The following is an 18,159-nucleotide window of genomic DNA, read 5'->3' as shown; positions in this document are numbered from 1 at the left end:
TTAATTTACCTATAAATTTATAAAATAAAAAACATGTAATTATTATTTTTTTAAAAAATTTTTGCATAATCTTCTTTATTGGCAGTAGAACTAATTTGTTGTAAAGTTTCAATAGAAACACCAACAATAATTAAAAATCCTGTTCCCCCTATTTTAAATTCCTTAAAATCAAAACCTTTACTAATTAACAGAGGTAATACAAATAAAAAAATCATAAAAAAAACACCAATAATAGTAATTCTGAAAAAATCATAAGATATTTTTTCCACAGTCTGTTTACCTGGTCTACAATTTTCAATATAAGCATCTTGTTTAGATAAATGTTCGGCAATATCATTAGTATTTACAATTAAAAAAGCAGTTAAAAAAGAGAAGAAAATTATTAAACAAACAAAAAAAATAATTCCTAAATTAGTAGATATACTAATAAACTCTATAATTTTATCTTTACATTTTAATTGATTAAAAAATGGTATATTATTAATACAAAACATAAAAAATGCTTGCATTGTGGATGTTAAAATAATTGGCAATACACCAGGAACATTAATTTTTAAAGGAATATAATTTTCTACTTGACTTTTTTTATTAGGATAAATAATAGGAATTTTTAAAGTAGCTAAATAAACTATAATAGTAGATATTAAAATAAATAATAAAAAAAACAATAAAGCAAAAAATTTAATTTTGTCTGTATTCCAAAATGCAAATATTTTTTGAAAAGTAGTAATTACTCCACTACTCATTCCAACCATAATTAAAATTGAAGTTCCATTACCAACCCCTTTGGCTGTAATTAAATCAGATAACCAAATAGCAATAGCTGTTCCGGTAGCTAAAAAAAACGATATATATAACTTTTCTCCAATAAATATCTCACCACCACTTTCTTTATTACCACTATATTTATTAATCATTAAATAACTTTGAAACATAGCTAATAAAATAGCTAAAAAACGAGTTAAACGATTTAATTTTTGTTTTCCAACTTCGCCTTGTTCACGCCATTCTTTCAAATGAGGAATGAATTTTTGAACCAATTGAATAAAAATAGAAATAGTAATATAAGGATATATGCTTAAAGATAATAAATTAAAATTATTAAGATCAAAATTAATTAAAAATTTATCAGATGTAGTCAAACCTTTCAATAATTGAATAATAGTTTGTATTTGTACATTTAAAAAAGGGATTTGTATACTACGTCCTAAAATAAAAATAAAAATAATAAATAAAGTGAAAATGAATCTGAAAATTAATTTACTATTAAAAATTAATTTTATTTTTTTTAACATCTTTTAATTAACCTCAATATTGCCACCAACTAATTTAATATTTTCTTGAGCTTTTTTTGAATATTTAGAAACTTTAAAATTTAATTTTTTTGTTAATTTCCCTTTAGATAAAATTTTAACTCCATTAGGTAGTATACTTTTAATAATTTTTTTTTCTAATAATAATTCTTGATTTACTAAAGTGTTATTTTCCAATATTTCTAAAGCACCTAGATTAACTATAGAATATTTTTTTTGATTAATATTATGAAACCCACGTTTAGGAATTCTCTGAAAAAAAGGTATTTGACCGCCTTCAAAACCTGGTCTAACACCACCACCAGAACGTGCTAATTGCCCTTTATGACCTTTGCCAGAAGTTTTACCAGTGCCACTACCACAACCTCGACCTAAACGCTTAACTGTTTTACGCGCGCCTTTAAATGGTTTTATTTGATGCAACATAATTTCATATCCTCTCTAAAGTTTTTCAATAGTAACTAAATGATAAATTTTTCTAATCATACCTCTATTAACTGGATTATCATCTTTTATAACTTTTTGATTAATTTTTCTTAAACCTAAAATATGTGCTGTTTGAATTTGTGATTTAGTTCGAGCAATTAAACTTTTATTTAAAATAATAATAAATTGTGGTTTTTTCATTTTTTATTATTCCACCTTATCAAAAGAAATTCCTCTTATTTTAGCAATTTCTTCTTTTGTTCTTAATTTTTTTAAACCATCTACAATAGCTCTTAAAACATTAATAGATGTTCTAGAACCTAAAGTTTTAGCTGAAATATCATTAATACCTGCTAATTCAAAAATAGTTCTTGCAGCATTACCACCTGCAATAATACCTGTACCCTTAATAACTGGTTTTAACAAAATTTTAGTAGCACCAAAGTGACCAGTAATCAAATGTGTGATGGTTGTTCTATATAAAGGTACATTTATTAAATTTTTTTTTGCTTTTTCTGAAGCTTTTTTTATTGACTCTACAACTTCTTGAGATTTTCCAGTAGCAAAACCTACTCTACCTTTTTTATCACCTACAACTAATAAAACAGCAAAACGAAAACGTCGTCCGCCTTTAACTACTTTAGTAATGCGTTTTATTTTAACTACTTTTTCTTCAAATAAATTTACTTTTTTATTAAACTTTTGTTTTATCATATCAATTACCTTTAAAACTTTAACCCTAATCTTCGAGAAGCATCAGCTAAAGCTTCAATTTTGCCATGATACAAAAATCCACCTCTGTCGAAAACTACATTAACAATACCTTGAGCTAAAGCTTTCTGAGCTATTAGTTCACCAACTTTAGTAGCGGTTGTTATATTTAAACCTTTAGAATCAACTTCTTTACTATGAACACTACATAAAGTTATTCGCTTTTCATCATCTATTAATTGTATATAAAAAGATTTATTAGAACGAAAAATATTTAAACGTGGTTTTTGGTTTGTACCAATAATTTTTTTTCTTAATTTTAAATGACGTTTTTTACGAACTAAATTAGATATTTTTTTAATGATCATAAATATTTAATCAACCTTTCTTTATTTTTTAGTACTCTTACCAGCTTTACGAATAACATATTGACCTTCAAAACGAATACCTTTTCCTTTATAAGGTTCTGGTTTACGTAATTTAGCTATTTTAGAAGCAAATTCACCTACAAATTGTTTATCTATACCTTTAATATGAATACCTTTAATTTTTTTAGGAATTTCTATATCAATACCTTTAGGTATCGTAATTTTAATAGAATGCGAAAAACCTAAATGTAAAATTAAATTATCGCCTTGTAAATCAACTTTGTAATCTAAACCTACAATTTCTAAGCGTTTAACAAATCCTTTTTCTACCCCTTCAATCATATTAGATAATAAAGCACGAGTAGTACCATGAATTTTTTTCATAAAAAGTTCATTATTAGGACGTGATACTTTGATAATAGTATTTATAAGAAGAATTTTAATTTTATGATTAAATTGATATTCAAGTTTTCCCTGAGGGCCTGTAACAACAATAAAATTTTTATCCTGAATTTGTACATTAACAGAATCAGGAACTTGAATTTCTTTATTGCCTATTCTTGACATGTTGTTATTCCTTTCATTACCAAATATAAGCCAATACTTCGCCGCCTACTTTTTCTAAACGAGCTTTATTATCTGTTAAAATACCTTTATTAGTAGAAATCAATGCAATACCTAAACCACTCAATACCTTAGGAATTTTTTCTACTGAAGTATATACTTTTAAACCCGGTTTAGAAATTTTTTTTAAACCTTTGATAACTCTTTCTCTTTCGATTGTATACTTTAAACTAATAATAATTTCTCGTTTAAATTCTTTAATAAAAAAGTTTTTTATAAAACCTTCTTCTTTTAATACTTTTAAAATTTCCACTTTCAACTTTGAAATCGGAACTACTACTTGCAAATGATGCATTTGATTCGCATTTCTAATGCGAGTTAACATATCAGCAATATTATCAGTCATAACCATATATTATTTATTAATCTCCCTTTTTTACCAACTAGCTTTTTTAATACCTGGTATTTCACCTTTATGTGCTAATTCTCGAAATTTAATTCTAGAAATACCAAATTTTCGCATATATCCACGAGAGCGGCCATCAATTGAGTCTCTATTTCTGTAACGTACTCTTGAAGCCTTAGCAGGAATCATAGATAAACCTTCATAATCAGCATTTTTTTTTAATTCAAAATATTTATCAGCATATTTTGCGATTAATAACATTTGTTTTTGATTTTTAACTATTTTGGATTTTTTAGCCATATATTTTTTCTCCCTTAATCTTTAAAAGGCATACCATAAAGCTCTAGTAATTCTTTAGCTTCTTTATTGGTTTTAGCAGTAGTAACAATAATAATATCCATACCACGATTTTTAGTTATTTTATCAATATTTATTTCTGGAAAAACAATTTGTTCTTTTAAACCTAAAGAATAATTACCTCTACCATCAAAAGATTTAGAAGAAACACCTCTAAAATCCCTTACACGAGGTAAAACTACTTGAGTTAATTTATATAAAAAAGATTCTTTTCTTTCACCTCTTAAAGTAACTTTAGCGCCAATAAGCATTCCTTCTCTTAGTTTAAAATTAGAAATTGATTTTTTAGCTTTAGTAGCTACCGGGCGTTGACCACTTAATAAAGTTAATTCTTCAAGGACATTTTCTAAAACTTTAGGATTAGTTACAGCATCACCAACGCCCATATTAATAACAATTTTATCTATTTTAGGAACTTGCATTAAAGATTTATAACTAAATTTTTTAGTTAAAAAAGAAATTATTTCTTCTTTGTTATGATATCTTTTTGTCATTTATTAAAATTTCTCCTTAGTTCAAATCTTCTATTATAGTTCCTGATTTCTTAAAATAACGAACTTTTTTATTATTTTCTATACGATAACCAACTCTAGTGGGAACATTTTTTAAAGAATCAATTAAAGCTACATTAGAAATATGTATTGGTGCTTCTTGTTTAATAATATTACCTTTATCTTCATCTTTTAAAGGAGCTTTATGCTTAAAAACAATATTAATACCTTCAACCAATACTTTTTGTTGTTTATGGAAAATTTTTAAAATTTTTCCAGTTTTAATAATTTTTTTACCGTTTTCATCAGTAACAAAACGATTTTTACCAGCAATAATTGCTACTTTATCTCCTAATTTAATATGCATATCGTATCATACTTCCTTTATAATACTTCTTGTGCTAAAGAAATAATTTTAGTAAATTTTTTTTCTCTTAATTCGCGTGCTATTGAGCCAAAAATACGAGTACCTCTTGGAGTTAAATCATCTTTAATAATAACTACAGCATTTTCATCAAATTTAATATAAGAACCATCTTTACGTCTTAAACCATATTTGGTTCTAACTATAACAGCTTTTAATACATCTCCCGCTTTAATAGCACCAGAAGAAATTGCTTTTTTTACAGTTACAATAACAATATCTCCAATATTAGCATAAAAACCAGTACTTCCACCTAAAATATTAATAACTAAAACCTCTTTAGCGCCACTATTATCGGCAACAACTAAACGACTTTCTCGTTGAATCATTGTTTTTTATCCTTATCATTGCTAAAAATAATTTTTAGTAAACGAAATTTTTTAGTTTTAGAAAGAGGTCTAGTTTCCATAAAACTAATTAAGTTACCCTTTTTGGCTTTTTCAGTTTCATCATGAACATAAAATTTTCTAGATTTTTTAACTATTTTTCCATATAACAAATCTTTTTTATAAACATTTACTACTACAGTGATAGTTTTATTCATTTTATCAGAAACAACATTGCCTGTAAAAATTTTTCTAGAATTACGTAACATTTTAATCCCTCCTTATATTATAGTTAAAAAAATTAATATTAAAGTTATCTTAATTATTATTATAATGATTTTATACTTTTTTCTAATATTATTTTTTCTTTTTTATTTTCTTCTGTATCTTTAAAATTACTATTTTCAAGTTTAGAAAAATTTTTTTTAGATAAAAAATTATCTGTTATAACAGTTTTAACACGAGCAATATTTTTTTTAACTTTATTAATTTGAGAAGTATTGGTTAATTGACCTAAAGATAACTTAAATCGTAAACGAAAAAATTCTTCTTTAAAATTAATTAAATTATCTTGCAATTCTTTAATATTCATTTTACGAAATTGTTGTATTTTCATTATTTTTGCTCACCCTTTTTAACAATTTTAGTTTTAATAGGTAATTTATGCGATGCTAATCTTAAAGCTTCTAATTCTGCTTTAACAGAATTATTTAAATCACTTACTTCAAATAAAACTTTACCTTTTTTAACTACAGCTACCCATTCTTCTGGAGCACCTTTACCCGAACCCATACGTACTTCCAAAGGTTTTCTAGTTAAAGATAAATGAGGGAAAATATTAATCCAAACTTTTCCTGTTCTTTTCATATGACGAGTCATAGCGATACGAGCAGCTTCGATTTGCTTGTTAGTAATCCAATTACCCTCTTGTGCTATCAAACCATAATTACCATTAACAATTAAATTTTTACCTTTCACCTTACCTTCATAACTTAAACGATGAGGACGACGGTATTTAGTTCTCTTAGGCATTAACATAATTATTTATCACCTTTATAATTATTGCTTTTTTTATTATTTTTAGAAATATAATTGCTTTTTATAGCAAAAGGTTTTCTAGTATCTAAAATAGTTTCGCCTGGTAAAACATCACCATGAAAAATCCATACTTTAACACCAAAAGATCCGTAAGTTGTATGAGCTTCTGTAAATGCATACTCAACATCTGCTCGTAAAGTATTAAGTGGAACTCTACCTTCTAAATAACCTTCACTACGGGCCATTTCTAAACCACCTAAACGACCGGAAATTAAAGTTTTAACACCTTTAACTCCTGTTTTTAAAACTTTTTGAATGGCCATTTTTTGTACACGTCTAAAATAAAAACGCTGTTCTAATTGTTCAGCCATTGTTTTTGCTACTAAAATAGCTACTTTATCAGGATTTTTAATTTCTATAACATTAAAAAATACTTCTTTTTTTGTTATTTGTTCTATTTGTTTAGTAATTTTTTTCAGTGATTCATTATCTTTCCCGTTAATTATATTAGATTTAGCAACATGTAAATTAATTTTAATAATTTCTTTATCTTTTTTCTTACTACGCTCAATTTCAATTTGAGCAATTAAAGCCTTAGAGTAATTTTTATTAATAAAATTACGAATGCAAAAATCTTCATGAATAAATTGTGGAGTTTTTTTAAAATTTGCAAACCATTTAGAATCCCAATTTTTAATAATACCTAATCTTAAACCATTAGGATTAGATTTTTGTCCCATGAATATTAACCTCCTTTTTTTTAGCTTTAATTTCTTCTTTAATTTCTTTTGCCATAGATAATTTTAAAACAATATGACTAGTTCTTTTTTTAATCATATCACCTGAACCTTTAGCTCGCGGAAACAAACGTTTTAAACGTATTCCTTCATTAACATAAACTTCAGAAATATAAAAATCATTAGATTTTAAATTAATATTTTGCGCCAAATTAGCTTCAGCACTATTTAAAAGTTTTAAAACAATACTTGAAGCTGATTTAGGAGTAAACATTAAAATAGCTTTAGCTACTTTAATTTCTTTACCACGAATTAAATCAACTACTAAACGTGCTTTTCGAGGAGCAATTGATACTTTTTTTATAATAGCTTTAGAAATCATTTTTTTATTCCTTTCTACTATTTTTTTTGAATTTTTTTATCTTTTTTATCATGTCCACGATAAGTTCGTGTTGGAGAAAATTCTCCCAATTTATGTCCCACCATATCTTCATTAATATAAACAGGTATGTGTACACGTCCATTATAAACAGCAAAAGTGTTTCCTCTAAATTGTGGCAAAATAGTTGATCTTCTTGACCATGTTTTAATAACTTTTTTATTTTTAAGATCTTTTTGTTTTAAAACTTTAACTAATAAATGATTGTCATAAAAAGGTCCTTTTTTAACTGAACGTGGCATATTTTTTCCTCCTAATTATTTTTTACGACTTCTAATAATTAAACAATTTGATTTCTTTTTACGATCTCTAGTTTTAACGCCTCGAGCTTTTTTACCCCAAGGAGTCATTGGTGATTTACGACCAATAGGAGCACGACCTTCGCCGCCTCCATGAGGATGATCGTTAGGATTCATTGCAGAGCCTCTAACAGTAGGTCTAATGCCTAAATAACGTTTTTTACCAGCTTTACCATAATTAATTAATTTATGAGATTCATTACCGATTTCACCAATAGTAGCGCGACAAGAACTTAAAACTTTACGAACTTCGCCAGAAGGTAAACGTAAAGAAACATATTTATCTTCCCTACTGATAATTTGAACATAAGTTCCAGCGCTACGAGCTAATTGGCCACCTTTACCTGGTTTTAGTTCAATATTATGTACTTTAGTACCAACAGGAATATTAATTAAAGGTAAAGTATTACCAATTTTAATATCAGATTTAGGTCCAGATGAAATTTTAGAACCAACATTTAAATCTTTAGGGCATAAAATATATCTTTTTTCACCATCGGCATAATAAACTAAAGCAACATTAGCGCTACAATTAGGATTATATTCAATTTGAGATATGTTACCTATAATATTATCTTTATTCCTTTTAAAATCTATTAAACGATATCTTCTCTTAACGCCACCGCCTTGATGTCTAACAGTTATCTTACCTTGATTATTACGACCACTCATTTTTTTACGAGTAACTAATAAACTTTTTTCAGGTTTTTTAGATGTAATTTCAGAAAAACTAGAAACACTCATATTACGTAGACCATTAGTAGTAGGTTTATATTTTTTAATTGATGTCTTTATTGACATTGATTGATTAACCTTCCTTAAAAAATTATAATATATGTTTATTTTTTTATAATAAACAAATAAATATTTTATATATTAATTAATAATATCTATTTTATGACCAGGAAATAATTTCACAATAGCTTTTTTATAACCTGATGTATAACCTGAATATTTACCTTTTCTTTTAAACTTAGGAGAAACATTTAAAGTATTCACAGATTTTACTTTAATTAAAAAAATCTTTTCTAAAGCTTTTTTAATGTCTATTTTATTAGCTTTTTTAGATACTTTAAAAAAATATTTATTTTGTCTTTCGATTAATTTATTAGTTTCTTCTGTAAAAATAGGCGATTTAATCAAATCATAATATTTAATCATTATTTTAAATTCTCCTCAAAATAATTAGCAGCTTCTTTTGTTAAAATAATTGTAGAATAACTTAACAATTGATAAACACTAACATGACTTACAGTTTCTAATAATACTTTAGATAAATTTCTAATAGAAAGACATAAATTATGATTTAAATCTTTAGTTAAAATTAAAGTTTTTTGTTGAATATTTAATTGATCTAAAATATTTTGAAATTCTTTAGTTTTATGTGTTTCTAAATTAATATTATCTATTAATATTAAATTTTTATTATTAATTTTCCAAGATAAGGCCATTTTTAAAGCTAATCTTCGTACCTTTTGATTAACTTTCACAGAATAATCACGAGGAGAAGGACCAAAAGCAACGCCCCCACCTCTCCATAAAGGTGATCTAATAGTTCCATGACGAGCACGTCCTGTTCCTTTTTGACGCCAAGGTTTTTTACCCCCACCTGAAACTAAAGCTCTGTTTTTGGTAGCATGAGTACCTTGTCTCATTGATGCTCTCTGAGCATTAACTACATCATATAAAACTTGTTTATTTATTGAAATACCAAAAATTTCATCATCTAAATCAATTTGAGATAAAAAATCTCCTTTTTGATTAATCAAATTATATTTAGGCATCTTGGTTCTCCTTTATGACTGTTTTAATTGCAGTTTTAATCATTACAAATCCTTTTCTAGGCCCAGGAATACTACCTTTAATTAAAAAAAGTTCTTGTTCATGATCAATAGAATTAATTTTTAAATTTTGCAAAGTTACAGTTTGATGTCCCATTTGTCCAGGCAATTTCTTACCTTTTATTTTACCTTTAATTGGTCCCATAGAACCTGGTCTTCGGTGGTATCTAGAACCATGACTTTTAGGACCTTCACTTTGATTATGTCTTTTAATAGAACCAGAAAAACCTTTACCTTTAGAAATACCAATAACATCGACAATATCTCCTGGTTGAAATAAATTAGTTTTTAGACTAGTGCCTAAATCTAATTCTGATAATTCATTTTTAATACCTGGTAAAAAACGAATTTCTTTAATGAATCGCTTAGGTGATGTTTTAGCGTTTTTAAAATGTCCTAAAGCTGGTTTTGTACTTAATTTCTCTCTTTTAGAACTAAATCCTAATTGAGTAGAAAGATAACCATTTTTTTCAACACTATTTTGTTGTAAAATAACATTATCCGAAACATCAACAATTGTAATAGGAATTAATGATCCTTTTTCATCAAAAACTTGTGTCATACCTATTTTTCTTCCTAAGATTCCCTTAGCCATATACTTTAATTATTTCCTTTCTAAAATTTTAACAATTATTTATCTAATTTTTATTTTTTTAATAAAATATCTACCTCAGAAGGCAAATCAATATGCATTAAAGCATCAATAGTTTTTGGATTAGGATTAATAATTTGAATTAAACGCTTATGAGTTCGACGTTCAAACTGTTCTCGAGAATCCTTATTTACAAAAGGAGAACGTAAAACAGTAAAAACTTCTCTTTTGGTAGGTAAAGGTACAGGTCCTTTAACTTCAACTCCTGTTTTTAAAACATTATTAATAATTTTTTTCGCAACTTGATCAATCAAGTGATGTTCATATGTTTTCAAAAAAATCTTAATAATTTCTTTTTCTTTAGACATTTTATTTCTCCATATATTATTTTTTAAATATCATAAAAAGCAATTCAAAGATTATATATAAAATAAATTTCATAAATGATATTAAATTTAAAAAAATAATTATTATTTTTTTTTATTAAATAAATTAGAATTAAAAATAAACATTAAATATTATAACTTAAAAAAAAATATATTGCAATATAAATAATTAAATATTTAATAATGTTAAATATTTTTATAAAATAAATTTTTATTTTAAAATTTGTAAATCTAACCATTCTAAAATATCTGATATAACTATTTTATGTTCTAAAACATTAAATAAATTATGATCATAATAAGGATATAAATTAATTTTTTTATCTTTTGATTCAATTTTATTAAATAATGTTTTACTATGTAAGTAAGAAACTATTTTATCTTGAAAATTATGCAAAAACAAAACAGGAAATAAATATTTTTTTAAATTTTTATTGAAATATTTTATGCTTAAAATTAAAATATTTCTCATTAAACGTGGCTTTACATAATCTAAACTATAAGGATTATAGTTATCAATTGAAACATTATTAAATCTTTGAAAATTTAGTTTAATTTTCTTAAAATTAAAAAAATAATAAGGATATTGATAAAATAAATATTTTTTATCAATCATGGTAGGCGCTGAACTAATAATTAATCCATCGATATTACTATATTTAACAGCATAACTATTAACAATAATGCCACCCATACTATGGCCTAATAAAAAAATTTTTAATTTATTAATTTTTTTCAAAAACAAAACTAATTGAAATAAATCATCTAAAAAAAAATGAAAATTATGAATATCGCCTCTTGGGCCGCTGCTTTTACCATGTCCACGAACATCATATAATAAAACATTATAACCAGCTTGATTAAAATATTTCGATAAACTATAATAATCTTTAGAATTTTGGCCTAAACCATGAGTAATAATAATATTAGCTTTGGGATTATTCACAATTTTAAATTCAGTATAAATAATATTATTATTAATAATCATATTTAAAACCTCATTGATAAATTAATTATTATCAATTTTATTCTTTTTCATGAGATAAAAAATTCATTATTTTTTTATACTCAGATAAATAATTTTGATATTTATTTTTCTCTTCTATTATTTTATTTGGATTAGCTTTTGTTAAAAAATCTTTATTATTTAAAATATTTTCACTGCGTTTAATTTCTTTAAAAATAAATTCTTTTTGACTTTGTAGATTATTTTTACTTTTTTGTTTATTTAAAAATAAAAAAATATTTTTATCTAAATAAACACTCATATCTCTTTCAACAAATAAAAGAGTTTTACTTTCTTTATTAACTTGTTTAATGAAAATTACGTCATTAACCTGAAAAAATTTTTTTAAAATACTTTTGAAAGGTAATAAGATTTCTTGTTTTTCAATAGAAAGTTCTAATTCTATAGAGATTAATTTAAAATTATTAATTTCATATTTTTTAATAAATTGGCGCATTTTAATAATCAAGTTCTTTAAAATTTCAAAATCTTTCAAACATTCTAAATTTTCATAATGAATTTTTGGCCAATTACATAACATAATAGTATCAGTTTTATTAATTTCTGCATAAATAAAATCTGTTAAAAATGGAATAAATGGATTCAATAACTTTAAAATATTATTAAAAATATAAATTAAAAATTTTTGTGTGTTAGTTGTTTGAATATGATCTTTTAAAAATTCTAATCCCCAATTCGCAAAATCTTCCCAAAGAAATTTATAAATTAATTTCCCTACTTCATGAAATTCATATTTTTCAAATAAAATATCGACTTTAGTTAATAATTGTTTAAATTGAGTTAAAATAGCTTTTTCTGGAAATAATAATTTATTTTCATCGAAATCTTCTGTAAAAATATTAAATTTTAACTTAAAAAAACGACTAATATTCCATATTTTATTTAAAAAATTCCAACTAGCATCAATTTTAATTTCATCATAATTGAAATCCATACCAGGACTAGAATTTGTAGTTAAAAACCATCTTAAAACATCTGTTCCATATTTTTCTATAACTAAATTAGGATCAATACCATTATCTTTAGATTTAGACATTTTATTCCCTTTAGAATCTCTAATTAATCCATGCAATAAAACATCTTTAAAAGGATCTTTATGAGTTAAATGTAGACTTTGTAAACACATACGAGAAACCCAAAAAGTTAAAATATCATAACCTGTAACCAAAACATCCGTAGGAAAACGATGTTTAAAATTAAAATTATCTTTATTTGGCCAACCTAAAACACTAAAAGGCCATAAAGAAGAAGAAAACCAAGTATCTAAAACATCCGGATCAGCTTTCCATTCTTTACCTGGACTTTCAATCTGAACTTTAATTTTAGAACCCTTTTGCCAAGCAGGAATAGAATGGCCCCACCATAATTGGCGTGAAATACACCAATCTTGTAAATTTTCTAACCAACGCATAAATGTTTTTTTATAACGCGCGGGATAAAAATTAATTTTGTTTTTATTTAAAACATTTTTAGCTAATTCGTTAGTTTTTAAAAACCATTGTAAAGAAAGTCTTTGTTCGATAGGAACATTAGAAATAGAAGAATAACCTATTGAGCAAACATAAGGTTCTATTTTACTCACAAAACCTTTCTTTTCCAAAACATTAATTAATTTTTGACGACAAACAAAACGGTCTAAATTTTCATAATTAAAAGCCATTTTATTCATAGTTCCATCTTTATTCATACATAAAACTGCTTTTAAATTATGTTTTTTACCAATTGAAAAATCATTTTCATCATGAGCTGGAGTTACTTTAACAACTCCTGATCCAAATTCTGGTTTAACATAAGGATCACTAATCAAAGGAATAACAATATTAGTATCAGGAATGAAAAATTTAGAACCAATAAAATGTTTATATCTGTTATCATCTGGATGAACCATTAAAGCTTGATCAACAAACATAGTTTCTGGTCTAGTAGTGGCCACTTCTAAAAAAAAACTATTATCATTTTGCAAAAAATATTTTAAATAATACATATTAGAATTTTTTTCTTGATAATATACTTCAACATTAGATAAAGCTGTTTGTGTTTGTGGATCCCAATTAATAATTCTATCCGAACGATAAATTAAATTTTGATGATATAATTTAATAAAAGCATATTTAACAGTGGAACTTAAATCTGAGTCTAAAGTAAATTTTTCATTGTCATAATCTAAATGTAAACCTAAAATTTCCCATTGACGTCTTATTTTATTTGCGTATTCTGCTTTCCATTGCCAAGCGTATTTTAAAAAAGTTTCTTTAGAAAGTTCTTTATTAAATAATCCTTCAGATTTCAATCTTTTTTTTACTTTAATTTGTGTAGCAATGCCAGCATGATCCATTCCTGGTAAAAAAAGAACCTCAAAACCTAACATTTTTTTTCTTCTAATAATTACATCTTGTAAAACATTATTTAAAGCATGACCTAAATGTAGTTTGCCAGTCACATTTGGAGGTGGAAGAATAATAGTAAAAGGTTTTTTATTAATAGTGCTATTAGTAATATTATTTTTTAAATTATCTTTAAAATATTTTTTATTTATCCAATTTTTATATCTATCTTTTTCTATGATTTTAAAATCATATTTTTTTTTCATAATAAAGTTCCTAATTAAAATTTTTCTCAAAAAATGAATTAATTAAAATAAATTATCAAATTTATTAATAATATAGTAAAAAAAAATAAAATGTTAATTAAATAATAATTAAAAAATAATTAAAAAATAATTATGATTGTTAATATTTGTAAAATTGTTAAAATAAAAAAAATTTAAAGTTGATAAAAATAATAAAAAAAAATCATATTTATTTAAAAATAATCAATAAATTAAATTTTATATAAAAATATCCATTAAATAATTTTTATTTTCATAAAAAATTTATTAATTAAAGTATTTATTTTTTAAAATTTTTATTAATTATACTATAAATTTAATATATATGAATAAACATTTTCGATATAAAATAAACAATATGTAAAAAATATAAACTATGATTATTTACTTCTGAAAATATATATAAATAGATATTTTATGAAACAATATATAATAAATTACTTAAATAATTTAAATTCATGAATCTTTATTAAACAATAATTATATTAAATATTATACAATAAAAATTATAAATTATGAAATATTTAAAAAATAATTAATATTTGCTAATTTATAAATTAAATCAAATATTATAAATCCTTTGATAATAAAATAGAATAAATTAATAAAGCAGCCGCTACACTAACATTTAAAGAATTAATTTTACCTTGCATAGGTATTTTAACTAACAAATCGGAATTTTTTTTTAATAAAAAACGAATTCCTGAACCTTCATTCCCGACAATAATAGCTAATGATTGTTTTGAAGGAATTTTTTCTAAAGTATAAGAAGATTTTTCGTCCGCAGAAACAATTAAAATATTATGTTTTTTTAATTTTAAAATTGTTTGATAAATATTTGCTACTAAAAAAATCTTAACATATTCTAAAGACCCACTAGCAATTTTAGCAACAGTAGAATTTATAGGAACTTGATGTTTAGAACTAATAATAATACCATCGAACCCAGAAGCTTCCACAGTTCTTAAAATAGCTCCAAAATTATGAGGATCCTGAATTTGATCTAAAATTAAAAATCTTTTTATTTTACTCGAATTAACATTATTTAAAAATATTTCTAAAGAACTATATTTATAATCATCAACTTTAGCAACTATTCCTTGATGTTTACTAACTCCAGTTAAATTATTTAAAAATTGTTTATCTACTGATTGAAAATTAAGTTTTATCTTTTTCAAAAAATTTAACAATCTTAAATCTAAATTTTTTTCATCTATAAACAAATTAAAAATTTTTCTTTTAGAATGAATTGCTTCTTTAACTGTATTTTTACCATAAATAATCATTATAAAAACCTTTTTAAATTTTTTATTTATTATATTAATAATTATAATTATTAATATTTCTTCACAAATCTTTTAATTAAAAAAAACATACAAATAACAAAAAAATTAAAAAATAAAAAATAAAAACTAAATAAATGTAATGTGTTTTTTAGAAATTCTGGTGTAAAAATTACAAAATTAATAATTTCTTTAAGGTTTAATAAATAAAAAGTAATTACAAAAAATATTATCATAAAAATAAATAATGTTTTTTTCCATTTATTAAATGGATAACATTTACAAAATAATAAAAAGAATAAAACAAACGTCACAATCAAAACTAAACAATTTGATACTATTATTTGCGTTTGCGAATTATCCGAGCCATCATTACTAAAATAAATTAATAAAAATACATAATTTAAAAAAATTAGAAAAGAAAAAGGAAAAGCTTTTTTTAAAACTTTTATTAAAAATTTATCATCTTTAACAACTTTATTATTATTTTCAAACATTAAAAAGAAAGAAGGAATTCCAATAGAAAAAAAATCTAATAAATTTAATTGTAAAGGATCAATGGGAAAAATTAATTTTTTCATATATGAAAATAAAAACAAATTACTAATAACAACGGTTAATCCTAATAAAAAAGAAGAAATTGTTTTAGAAAAAAATAAAATAGAAACTTTTTCCAAGTTATTGATTACTGTTCTACCTTCTGAAACAATATTAGGTATTGAATTAAACTGAGAATCCATTAAAACTATATTGGCTAAATTACGTGTTACTTGACTGCCAGAACCCATCGCGATAGAAATATCAGAAACTTTAAAAGCTAAAACATCATTAACTCCATCACCAGTCATGGCTACTTTATAATTTTGTTTTTTAAAACTTTCAATTAAAATTTTTTTTTGTTTAGGTGAGGTTCTACCAAAAACTTTATATTTTAAAGCCAAGTCACTGACTTCTTTATCAGTTAAATTTTCTAAACTAATAGCTTCTTGATTATTTTCTATAATTCCTAAACGCTTACCAATGCTAGCCACAGTTAAATAATTATCTCCTGAAATAATTTTAATTGCTACATCATTTTGTTTAAAATAATTTATAGTAGAAATAATATTTTTTTTAATATTATCTTCAATAATAATCAAATATAATGGTTCTTTTTCGCAAAATGTTTTTTCATTTTCTTTTAAAGAAAAATTATTTTTAGCTAATAAAATAACTCTATAACCTAAACTTGAATATTCATCAACCTCTTTTTGAATAATATTAAAATCTTTTTTTAAAATAAATTCAGGAGAACCTAAAAAGAAAGTACCTAATTGCTCAAATTCTATAGCACTATATTTACGTATACTAGAAAAACTTAAACTATCAATCTTTTTATATGGCAAAAAATCAGATTGTGAAGTAACAAAACTTTTTCGTAAAACATCACTAGTAAAATTTAAATCTTGTTTTGTGGGTAACATTTGTGAGATAATTTGTTCTAAGGAAATGTTATGTAATTGGTTAATTTTTAAAACCTTTTTAACATTCATTTTACCATCGGTAATAGTGCCTGTTTTATCTAAACATAAAATATTGATTTGAGATAACATTTCAATAGCAAAAAAATCTTGAACATAAACATTATTTTTAACTAATTTTAAACAACTAATTGTTAAAGATAAACTTATTAAAAGAAAAATTCCTGTCGGCATCATTCCAATAATCATCCCAAACAAGCCCAAGTAATACAAATTTAATGTATTATACATTGATTCATGAGGAAAAGTTAAATACATTGTTATAGCCATCGGAAATATAATAATCAAAATAACTTTAACAAAAAAAGATAAATTTCTCATTAAAGGTGTTTGAATTTTAAGATATTTTTTAGCTTCTTTAGAAATTTTTTGAATATAAGTATTATTTCCTATTTCTTTAACTTCAGCACAAGCTTGACCTGAAAAAACATAACTACCAGAAAATAAAAAATCGTCTTTTTTTTTAGAAACTAAATTTGATTCTCCAGTCAAAAAAGATTCATCTACTTCAATAAATCCATCTTTTACTTTAGCATCTACTAAAATTTGATATCCTGTTTCTATATACAAAATATCATCAATTACTATTTCGGAAGCATTAATTTCAATTAATTTACCATTACGAATAACTTTAGATTTATTAGAAATTAATAAAGATATTTTATCTAAAGTATATTTAGCCCTAAGTTCATGAAAAATTCCAATCAAAACATTAGTTGTGTTAGTAAATAGAAAAAAAAGTTGTTCATATCTTTTTAGATAAATTAAAAAACAAGCTATTAAAAATACTAATAAATTTAAAAAACTAAAAAAATTACTTAAAATAATGCTTAATGCTGTTTTTTGAACCTTTTGAGTAATTATATTTACTTTTCCTGATTTTTTTCTTTCTTCTATTTCTTTATTGTTTAATCCATAAAATTGAGAAAAAATTTTATTTTTTAAATTATTTTCATTAATATTATTAATATTTGTTTTTTTGTTTTTTTTCATAAATACTCCA

Annotated in this window: 26 protein-coding genes; all 26 read right to left on the bottom strand. The window is 23.6% G+C overall.

Going from position 1 to position 18,159, the window contains the following annotated elements:
- Positions 1-50: 50 nt before the first annotated feature.
- The 26 genes from ATP_RS01960 to ATP_RS01835 all read right to left on the bottom strand — a co-directional run bounded on the left by ATP_RS01960 (position 51) and on the right by ATP_RS01835 (position 18,149).
- Positions 51-1,295 (bottom strand): preprotein translocase subunit SecY, encoded by a 1,245-nt coding sequence (locus tag ATP_RS01960; protein ID WP_012504507.1) that lies wholly within the window; start codon positions 1,293-1,295, stop codon positions 51-53.
- Positions 1,296-1,298: 3 nt separating this feature from the next.
- Positions 1,299-1,739 carry a 50S ribosomal protein L15 gene (rplO, locus tag ATP_RS01955; protein ID WP_012504506.1) on the bottom strand — a complete coding sequence of 147 codons (441 nt, stop codon included), beginning with the start codon at positions 1,737-1,739 and terminating at the stop codon, positions 1,299-1,301.
- Between the two features lie 15 nt (positions 1,740-1,754).
- Positions 1,755-1,940, bottom strand: coding sequence for a 50S ribosomal protein L30 (gene rpmD / locus ATP_RS01950; RefSeq protein WP_012504505.1), 186 nt, complete (start codon positions 1,938-1,940; stop codon positions 1,755-1,757).
- Between the two features lie 6 nt (positions 1,941-1,946).
- Complete coding sequence (gene rpsE, locus ATP_RS01945) at positions 1,947-2,453, bottom strand: 30S ribosomal protein S5 (RefSeq protein WP_012504504.1); 507 nt, start codon at positions 2,451-2,453, stop codon at positions 1,947-1,949.
- A gap of 11 nt (positions 2,454-2,464) precedes the next feature.
- Positions 2,465-2,818 carry a 50S ribosomal protein L18 gene (gene rplR, locus ATP_RS01940; RefSeq protein WP_012504503.1) on the bottom strand — a complete coding sequence of 118 codons (354 nt, stop codon included), beginning with the start codon at positions 2,816-2,818 and terminating at the stop codon, positions 2,465-2,467.
- A 21-nt stretch (positions 2,819-2,839) separates the two neighbouring features.
- Positions 2,840-3,385, bottom strand: coding sequence for a 50S ribosomal protein L6 (gene rplF / locus ATP_RS01935; RefSeq protein ID WP_012504502.1), 546 nt, complete (start codon positions 3,383-3,385; stop codon positions 2,840-2,842).
- Between the two features lie 16 nt (positions 3,386-3,401).
- A complete protein-coding gene (rpsH, locus tag ATP_RS01930) occupies positions 3,402-3,794 on the bottom strand; it encodes a 30S ribosomal protein S8 (RefSeq protein ID WP_012504501.1) in 393 nt (130 codons plus the stop codon).
- Between the two features lie 24 nt (positions 3,795-3,818).
- Positions 3,819-4,088 carry a 30S ribosomal protein S14 gene (gene rpsN / locus ATP_RS01925; protein ID WP_012504500.1) on the bottom strand — a complete coding sequence of 90 codons (270 nt, stop codon included), beginning with the start codon at positions 4,086-4,088 and terminating at the stop codon, positions 3,819-3,821.
- Positions 4,089-4,102: 14 nt separating this feature from the next.
- On the bottom strand, positions 4,103-4,639 hold the full coding sequence (rplE, locus tag ATP_RS01920; protein ID WP_012504499.1) for a 50S ribosomal protein L5: 537 nt from the start codon (positions 4,637-4,639) through the stop codon (positions 4,103-4,105).
- 16 nt (positions 4,640-4,655) lie between these two features.
- On the bottom strand, positions 4,656-5,003 hold the full coding sequence (gene rplX / locus ATP_RS01915) for a 50S ribosomal protein L24 (protein WP_012504498.1): 348 nt from the start codon (positions 5,001-5,003) through the stop codon (positions 4,656-4,658).
- A 17-nt stretch (positions 5,004-5,020) separates the two neighbouring features.
- Entirely contained in the window at positions 5,021-5,389 is a 369-nt protein-coding gene (gene rplN / locus ATP_RS01910; protein WP_012504497.1) for a 50S ribosomal protein L14, read from the bottom strand.
- The gene (rpsQ, locus tag ATP_RS01905) at positions 5,386-5,655 is read right to left on the bottom strand and encodes a 30S ribosomal protein S17 (RefSeq protein ID WP_012504496.1); all 270 of its coding nucleotides are present in this window, start codon (positions 5,653-5,655) and stop codon (positions 5,386-5,388) included. Before rpsQ ends, rplN begins: the two co-directional genes overlap by 4 nt.
- 59 nt (positions 5,656-5,714) lie before the next feature.
- A complete protein-coding gene (rpmC, locus tag ATP_RS02840; protein ID WP_012504495.1) occupies positions 5,715-6,002 on the bottom strand; it encodes a 50S ribosomal protein L29 in 288 nt (95 codons plus the stop codon).
- Positions 6,002-6,424: a 50S ribosomal protein L16 gene (gene rplP, locus ATP_RS01895; protein ID WP_012504494.1), complete on the bottom strand. Its 423-nt coding sequence runs from the start codon at positions 6,422-6,424 to the stop codon at positions 6,002-6,004. Before rplP ends, rpmC begins: the two co-directional genes overlap by 1 nt.
- Before the next feature lie 2 nt (positions 6,425-6,426).
- Complete coding sequence (gene rpsC, locus ATP_RS01890; RefSeq protein WP_012504493.1) at positions 6,427-7,164, bottom strand: 30S ribosomal protein S3; 738 nt, start codon at positions 7,162-7,164, stop codon at positions 6,427-6,429.
- Complete coding sequence (gene rplV / locus ATP_RS01885) at positions 7,148-7,543, bottom strand: 50S ribosomal protein L22 (RefSeq protein WP_012504492.1); 396 nt, start codon at positions 7,541-7,543, stop codon at positions 7,148-7,150. The genes rpsC and rplV overlap by 17 nt, the downstream gene beginning before the upstream one ends.
- 17 nt (positions 7,544-7,560) lie before the next feature.
- Complete coding sequence (rpsS, locus tag ATP_RS01880; protein ID WP_012504491.1) at positions 7,561-7,842, bottom strand: 30S ribosomal protein S19; 282 nt, start codon at positions 7,840-7,842, stop codon at positions 7,561-7,563.
- A 15-nt stretch (positions 7,843-7,857) separates the two neighbouring features.
- Positions 7,858-8,700, bottom strand: coding sequence for a 50S ribosomal protein L2 (rplB, locus tag ATP_RS01875; RefSeq protein ID WP_012504490.1), 843 nt, complete (start codon positions 8,698-8,700; stop codon positions 7,858-7,860).
- Between the two features lie 75 nt (positions 8,701-8,775).
- On the bottom strand, positions 8,776-9,060 hold the full coding sequence (gene rplW, locus ATP_RS01870) for a 50S ribosomal protein L23 (protein ID WP_012504489.1): 285 nt from the start codon (positions 9,058-9,060) through the stop codon (positions 8,776-8,778).
- On the bottom strand, positions 9,060-9,683 hold the full coding sequence (rplD, locus tag ATP_RS01865; RefSeq protein WP_012504488.1) for a 50S ribosomal protein L4: 624 nt from the start codon (positions 9,681-9,683) through the stop codon (positions 9,060-9,062). The genes rplW and rplD overlap by 1 nt, the downstream gene beginning before the upstream one ends.
- Positions 9,676-10,335 (bottom strand): 50S ribosomal protein L3, encoded by a 660-nt coding sequence (rplC, locus tag ATP_RS01860; RefSeq protein WP_012504487.1) that lies wholly within the window; start codon positions 10,333-10,335, stop codon positions 9,676-9,678. Before rplC ends, rplD begins: the two co-directional genes overlap by 8 nt.
- Positions 10,336-10,385: 50 nt before the next feature.
- Complete coding sequence (gene rpsJ, locus ATP_RS01855; protein ID WP_012504486.1) at positions 10,386-10,700, bottom strand: 30S ribosomal protein S10; 315 nt, start codon at positions 10,698-10,700, stop codon at positions 10,386-10,388.
- A gap of 229 nt (positions 10,701-10,929) precedes the next feature.
- On the bottom strand, positions 10,930-11,706 hold the full coding sequence (locus ATP_RS01850) for an alpha/beta fold hydrolase (protein WP_012504485.1): 777 nt from the start codon (positions 11,704-11,706) through the stop codon (positions 10,930-10,932).
- A 37-nt stretch (positions 11,707-11,743) separates the two neighbouring features.
- Complete coding sequence (locus tag ATP_RS01845) at positions 11,744-14,335, bottom strand: valine--tRNA ligase (RefSeq protein WP_012504484.1); 2,592 nt, start codon at positions 14,333-14,335, stop codon at positions 11,744-11,746.
- Positions 14,336-14,922: 587 nt separating this feature from the next.
- Entirely contained in the window at positions 14,923-15,639 is a 717-nt protein-coding gene (rlmB, locus tag ATP_RS01840; RefSeq protein WP_041186081.1) for a 23S rRNA (guanosine(2251)-2'-O)-methyltransferase RlmB, read from the bottom strand.
- Between the two features lie 50 nt (positions 15,640-15,689).
- Positions 15,690-18,149, bottom strand: coding sequence for an HAD-IC family P-type ATPase (locus ATP_RS01835; protein ID WP_049821845.1), 2,460 nt, complete (start codon positions 18,147-18,149; stop codon positions 15,690-15,692).
- Positions 18,150-18,159: the final 10 nt, after the last annotated feature.

The organism is Candidatus Phytoplasma mali (genome assembly GCF_000026205.1).
Lineage (GTDB): Bacteria > Bacillota_I > Bacilli_A > Acholeplasmatales > Acholeplasmataceae > Phytoplasma > Phytoplasma mali.
Note: the sequence above shows the minus strand (reverse complement) of the source record. Positions and strands in the feature narration are given on the sequence as shown.

Excerpts from the sequence above, each read along its gene's own strand:
- ATP_RS01960 (WP_012504507.1), bottom strand. The coding sequence starts at position 1,295 with ATGTTAAAAAAAATAAAATTAATTTTTAATAGTAAATTAATTTTCAGA.
- rplO (WP_012504506.1), bottom strand. The coding sequence starts at position 1,739 with ATGTTGCATCAAATAAAACCATTTAAAGGCGCGCGTAAAACAGTTAAG.
- rpmD (WP_012504505.1), bottom strand. The coding sequence starts at position 1,940 with ATGAAAAAACCACAATTTATTATTATTTTAAATAAAAGTTTAATTGCT.
- rpsE (WP_012504504.1), bottom strand. The coding sequence starts at position 2,453 with ATGATAAAACAAAAGTTTAATAAAAAAGTAAATTTATTTGAAGAAAAA.
- rplR (WP_012504503.1), bottom strand. The coding sequence starts at position 2,818 with ATGATCATTAAAAAAATATCTAATTTAGTTCGTAAAAAACGTCATTTA.
- rplF (WP_012504502.1), bottom strand. The coding sequence starts at position 3,385 with ATGTCAAGAATAGGCAATAAAGAAATTCAAGTTCCTGATTCTGTTAAT.
- rpsH (WP_012504501.1), bottom strand. The coding sequence starts at position 3,794 with ATGGTTATGACTGATAATATTGCTGATATGTTAACTCGCATTAGAAAT.
- rpsN (WP_012504500.1), bottom strand. The coding sequence starts at position 4,088 with ATGGCTAAAAAATCCAAAATAGTTAAAAATCAAAAACAAATGTTATTA.
- rplE (WP_012504499.1), bottom strand. The coding sequence starts at position 4,639 with ATGACAAAAAGATATCATAACAAAGAAGAAATAATTTCTTTTTTAACT.
- rplX (WP_012504498.1), bottom strand. The coding sequence starts at position 5,003 with ATGCATATTAAATTAGGAGATAAAGTAGCAATTATTGCTGGTAAAAAT.
- rplN (WP_012504497.1), bottom strand. The coding sequence starts at position 5,389 with ATGATTCAACGAGAAAGTCGTTTAGTTGTTGCCGATAATAGTGGCGCT.
- rpsQ (WP_012504496.1), bottom strand. The coding sequence starts at position 5,655 with ATGTTACGTAATTCTAGAAAAATTTTTACAGGCAATGTTGTTTCTGAT.
- rpmC (WP_012504495.1), bottom strand. The coding sequence starts at position 6,002 with ATGAAAATACAACAATTTCGTAAAATGAATATTAAAGAATTGCAAGAT.
- rplP (WP_012504494.1), bottom strand. The coding sequence starts at position 6,424 with ATGTTAATGCCTAAGAGAACTAAATACCGTCGTCCTCATCGTTTAAGT.
- rpsC (WP_012504493.1), bottom strand. The coding sequence starts at position 7,164 with ATGGGACAAAAATCTAATCCTAATGGTTTAAGATTAGGTATTATTAAA.
- rplV (WP_012504492.1), bottom strand. The coding sequence starts at position 7,543 with ATGATTTCTAAAGCTATTATAAAAAAAGTATCAATTGCTCCTCGAAAA.
- rpsS (WP_012504491.1), bottom strand. The coding sequence starts at position 7,842 with ATGCCACGTTCAGTTAAAAAAGGACCTTTTTATGACAATCATTTATTA.
- rplB (WP_012504490.1), bottom strand. The coding sequence starts at position 8,700 with ATGTCAATAAAGACATCAATTAAAAAATATAAACCTACTACTAATGGT.
- rplW (WP_012504489.1), bottom strand. The coding sequence starts at position 9,060 with ATGATTAAATATTATGATTTGATTAAATCGCCTATTTTTACAGAAGAA.
- rplD (WP_012504488.1), bottom strand. The coding sequence starts at position 9,683 with ATGCCTAAATATAATTTGATTAATCAAAAAGGAGATTTTTTATCTCAA.
- rplC (WP_012504487.1), bottom strand. The coding sequence starts at position 10,335 with ATGGCTAAGGGAATCTTAGGAAGAAAAATAGGTATGACACAAGTTTTT.
- rpsJ (WP_012504486.1), bottom strand. The coding sequence starts at position 10,700 with ATGTCTAAAGAAAAAGAAATTATTAAGATTTTTTTGAAAACATATGAA.
- ATP_RS01850 (WP_012504485.1), bottom strand. The coding sequence starts at position 11,706 with ATGATTATTAATAATAATATTATTTATACTGAATTTAAAATTGTGAAT.
- ATP_RS01845 (WP_012504484.1), bottom strand. The coding sequence starts at position 14,335 with ATGAAAAAAAAATATGATTTTAAAATCATAGAAAAAGATAGATATAAA.
- rlmB (WP_041186081.1), bottom strand. The coding sequence starts at position 15,639 with ATGATTATTTATGGTAAAAATACAGTTAAAGAAGCAATTCATTCTAAA.
- ATP_RS01835 (WP_049821845.1), bottom strand. The coding sequence starts at position 18,149 with ATGAAAAAAAACAAAAAAACAAATATTAATAATATTAATGAAAATAAT.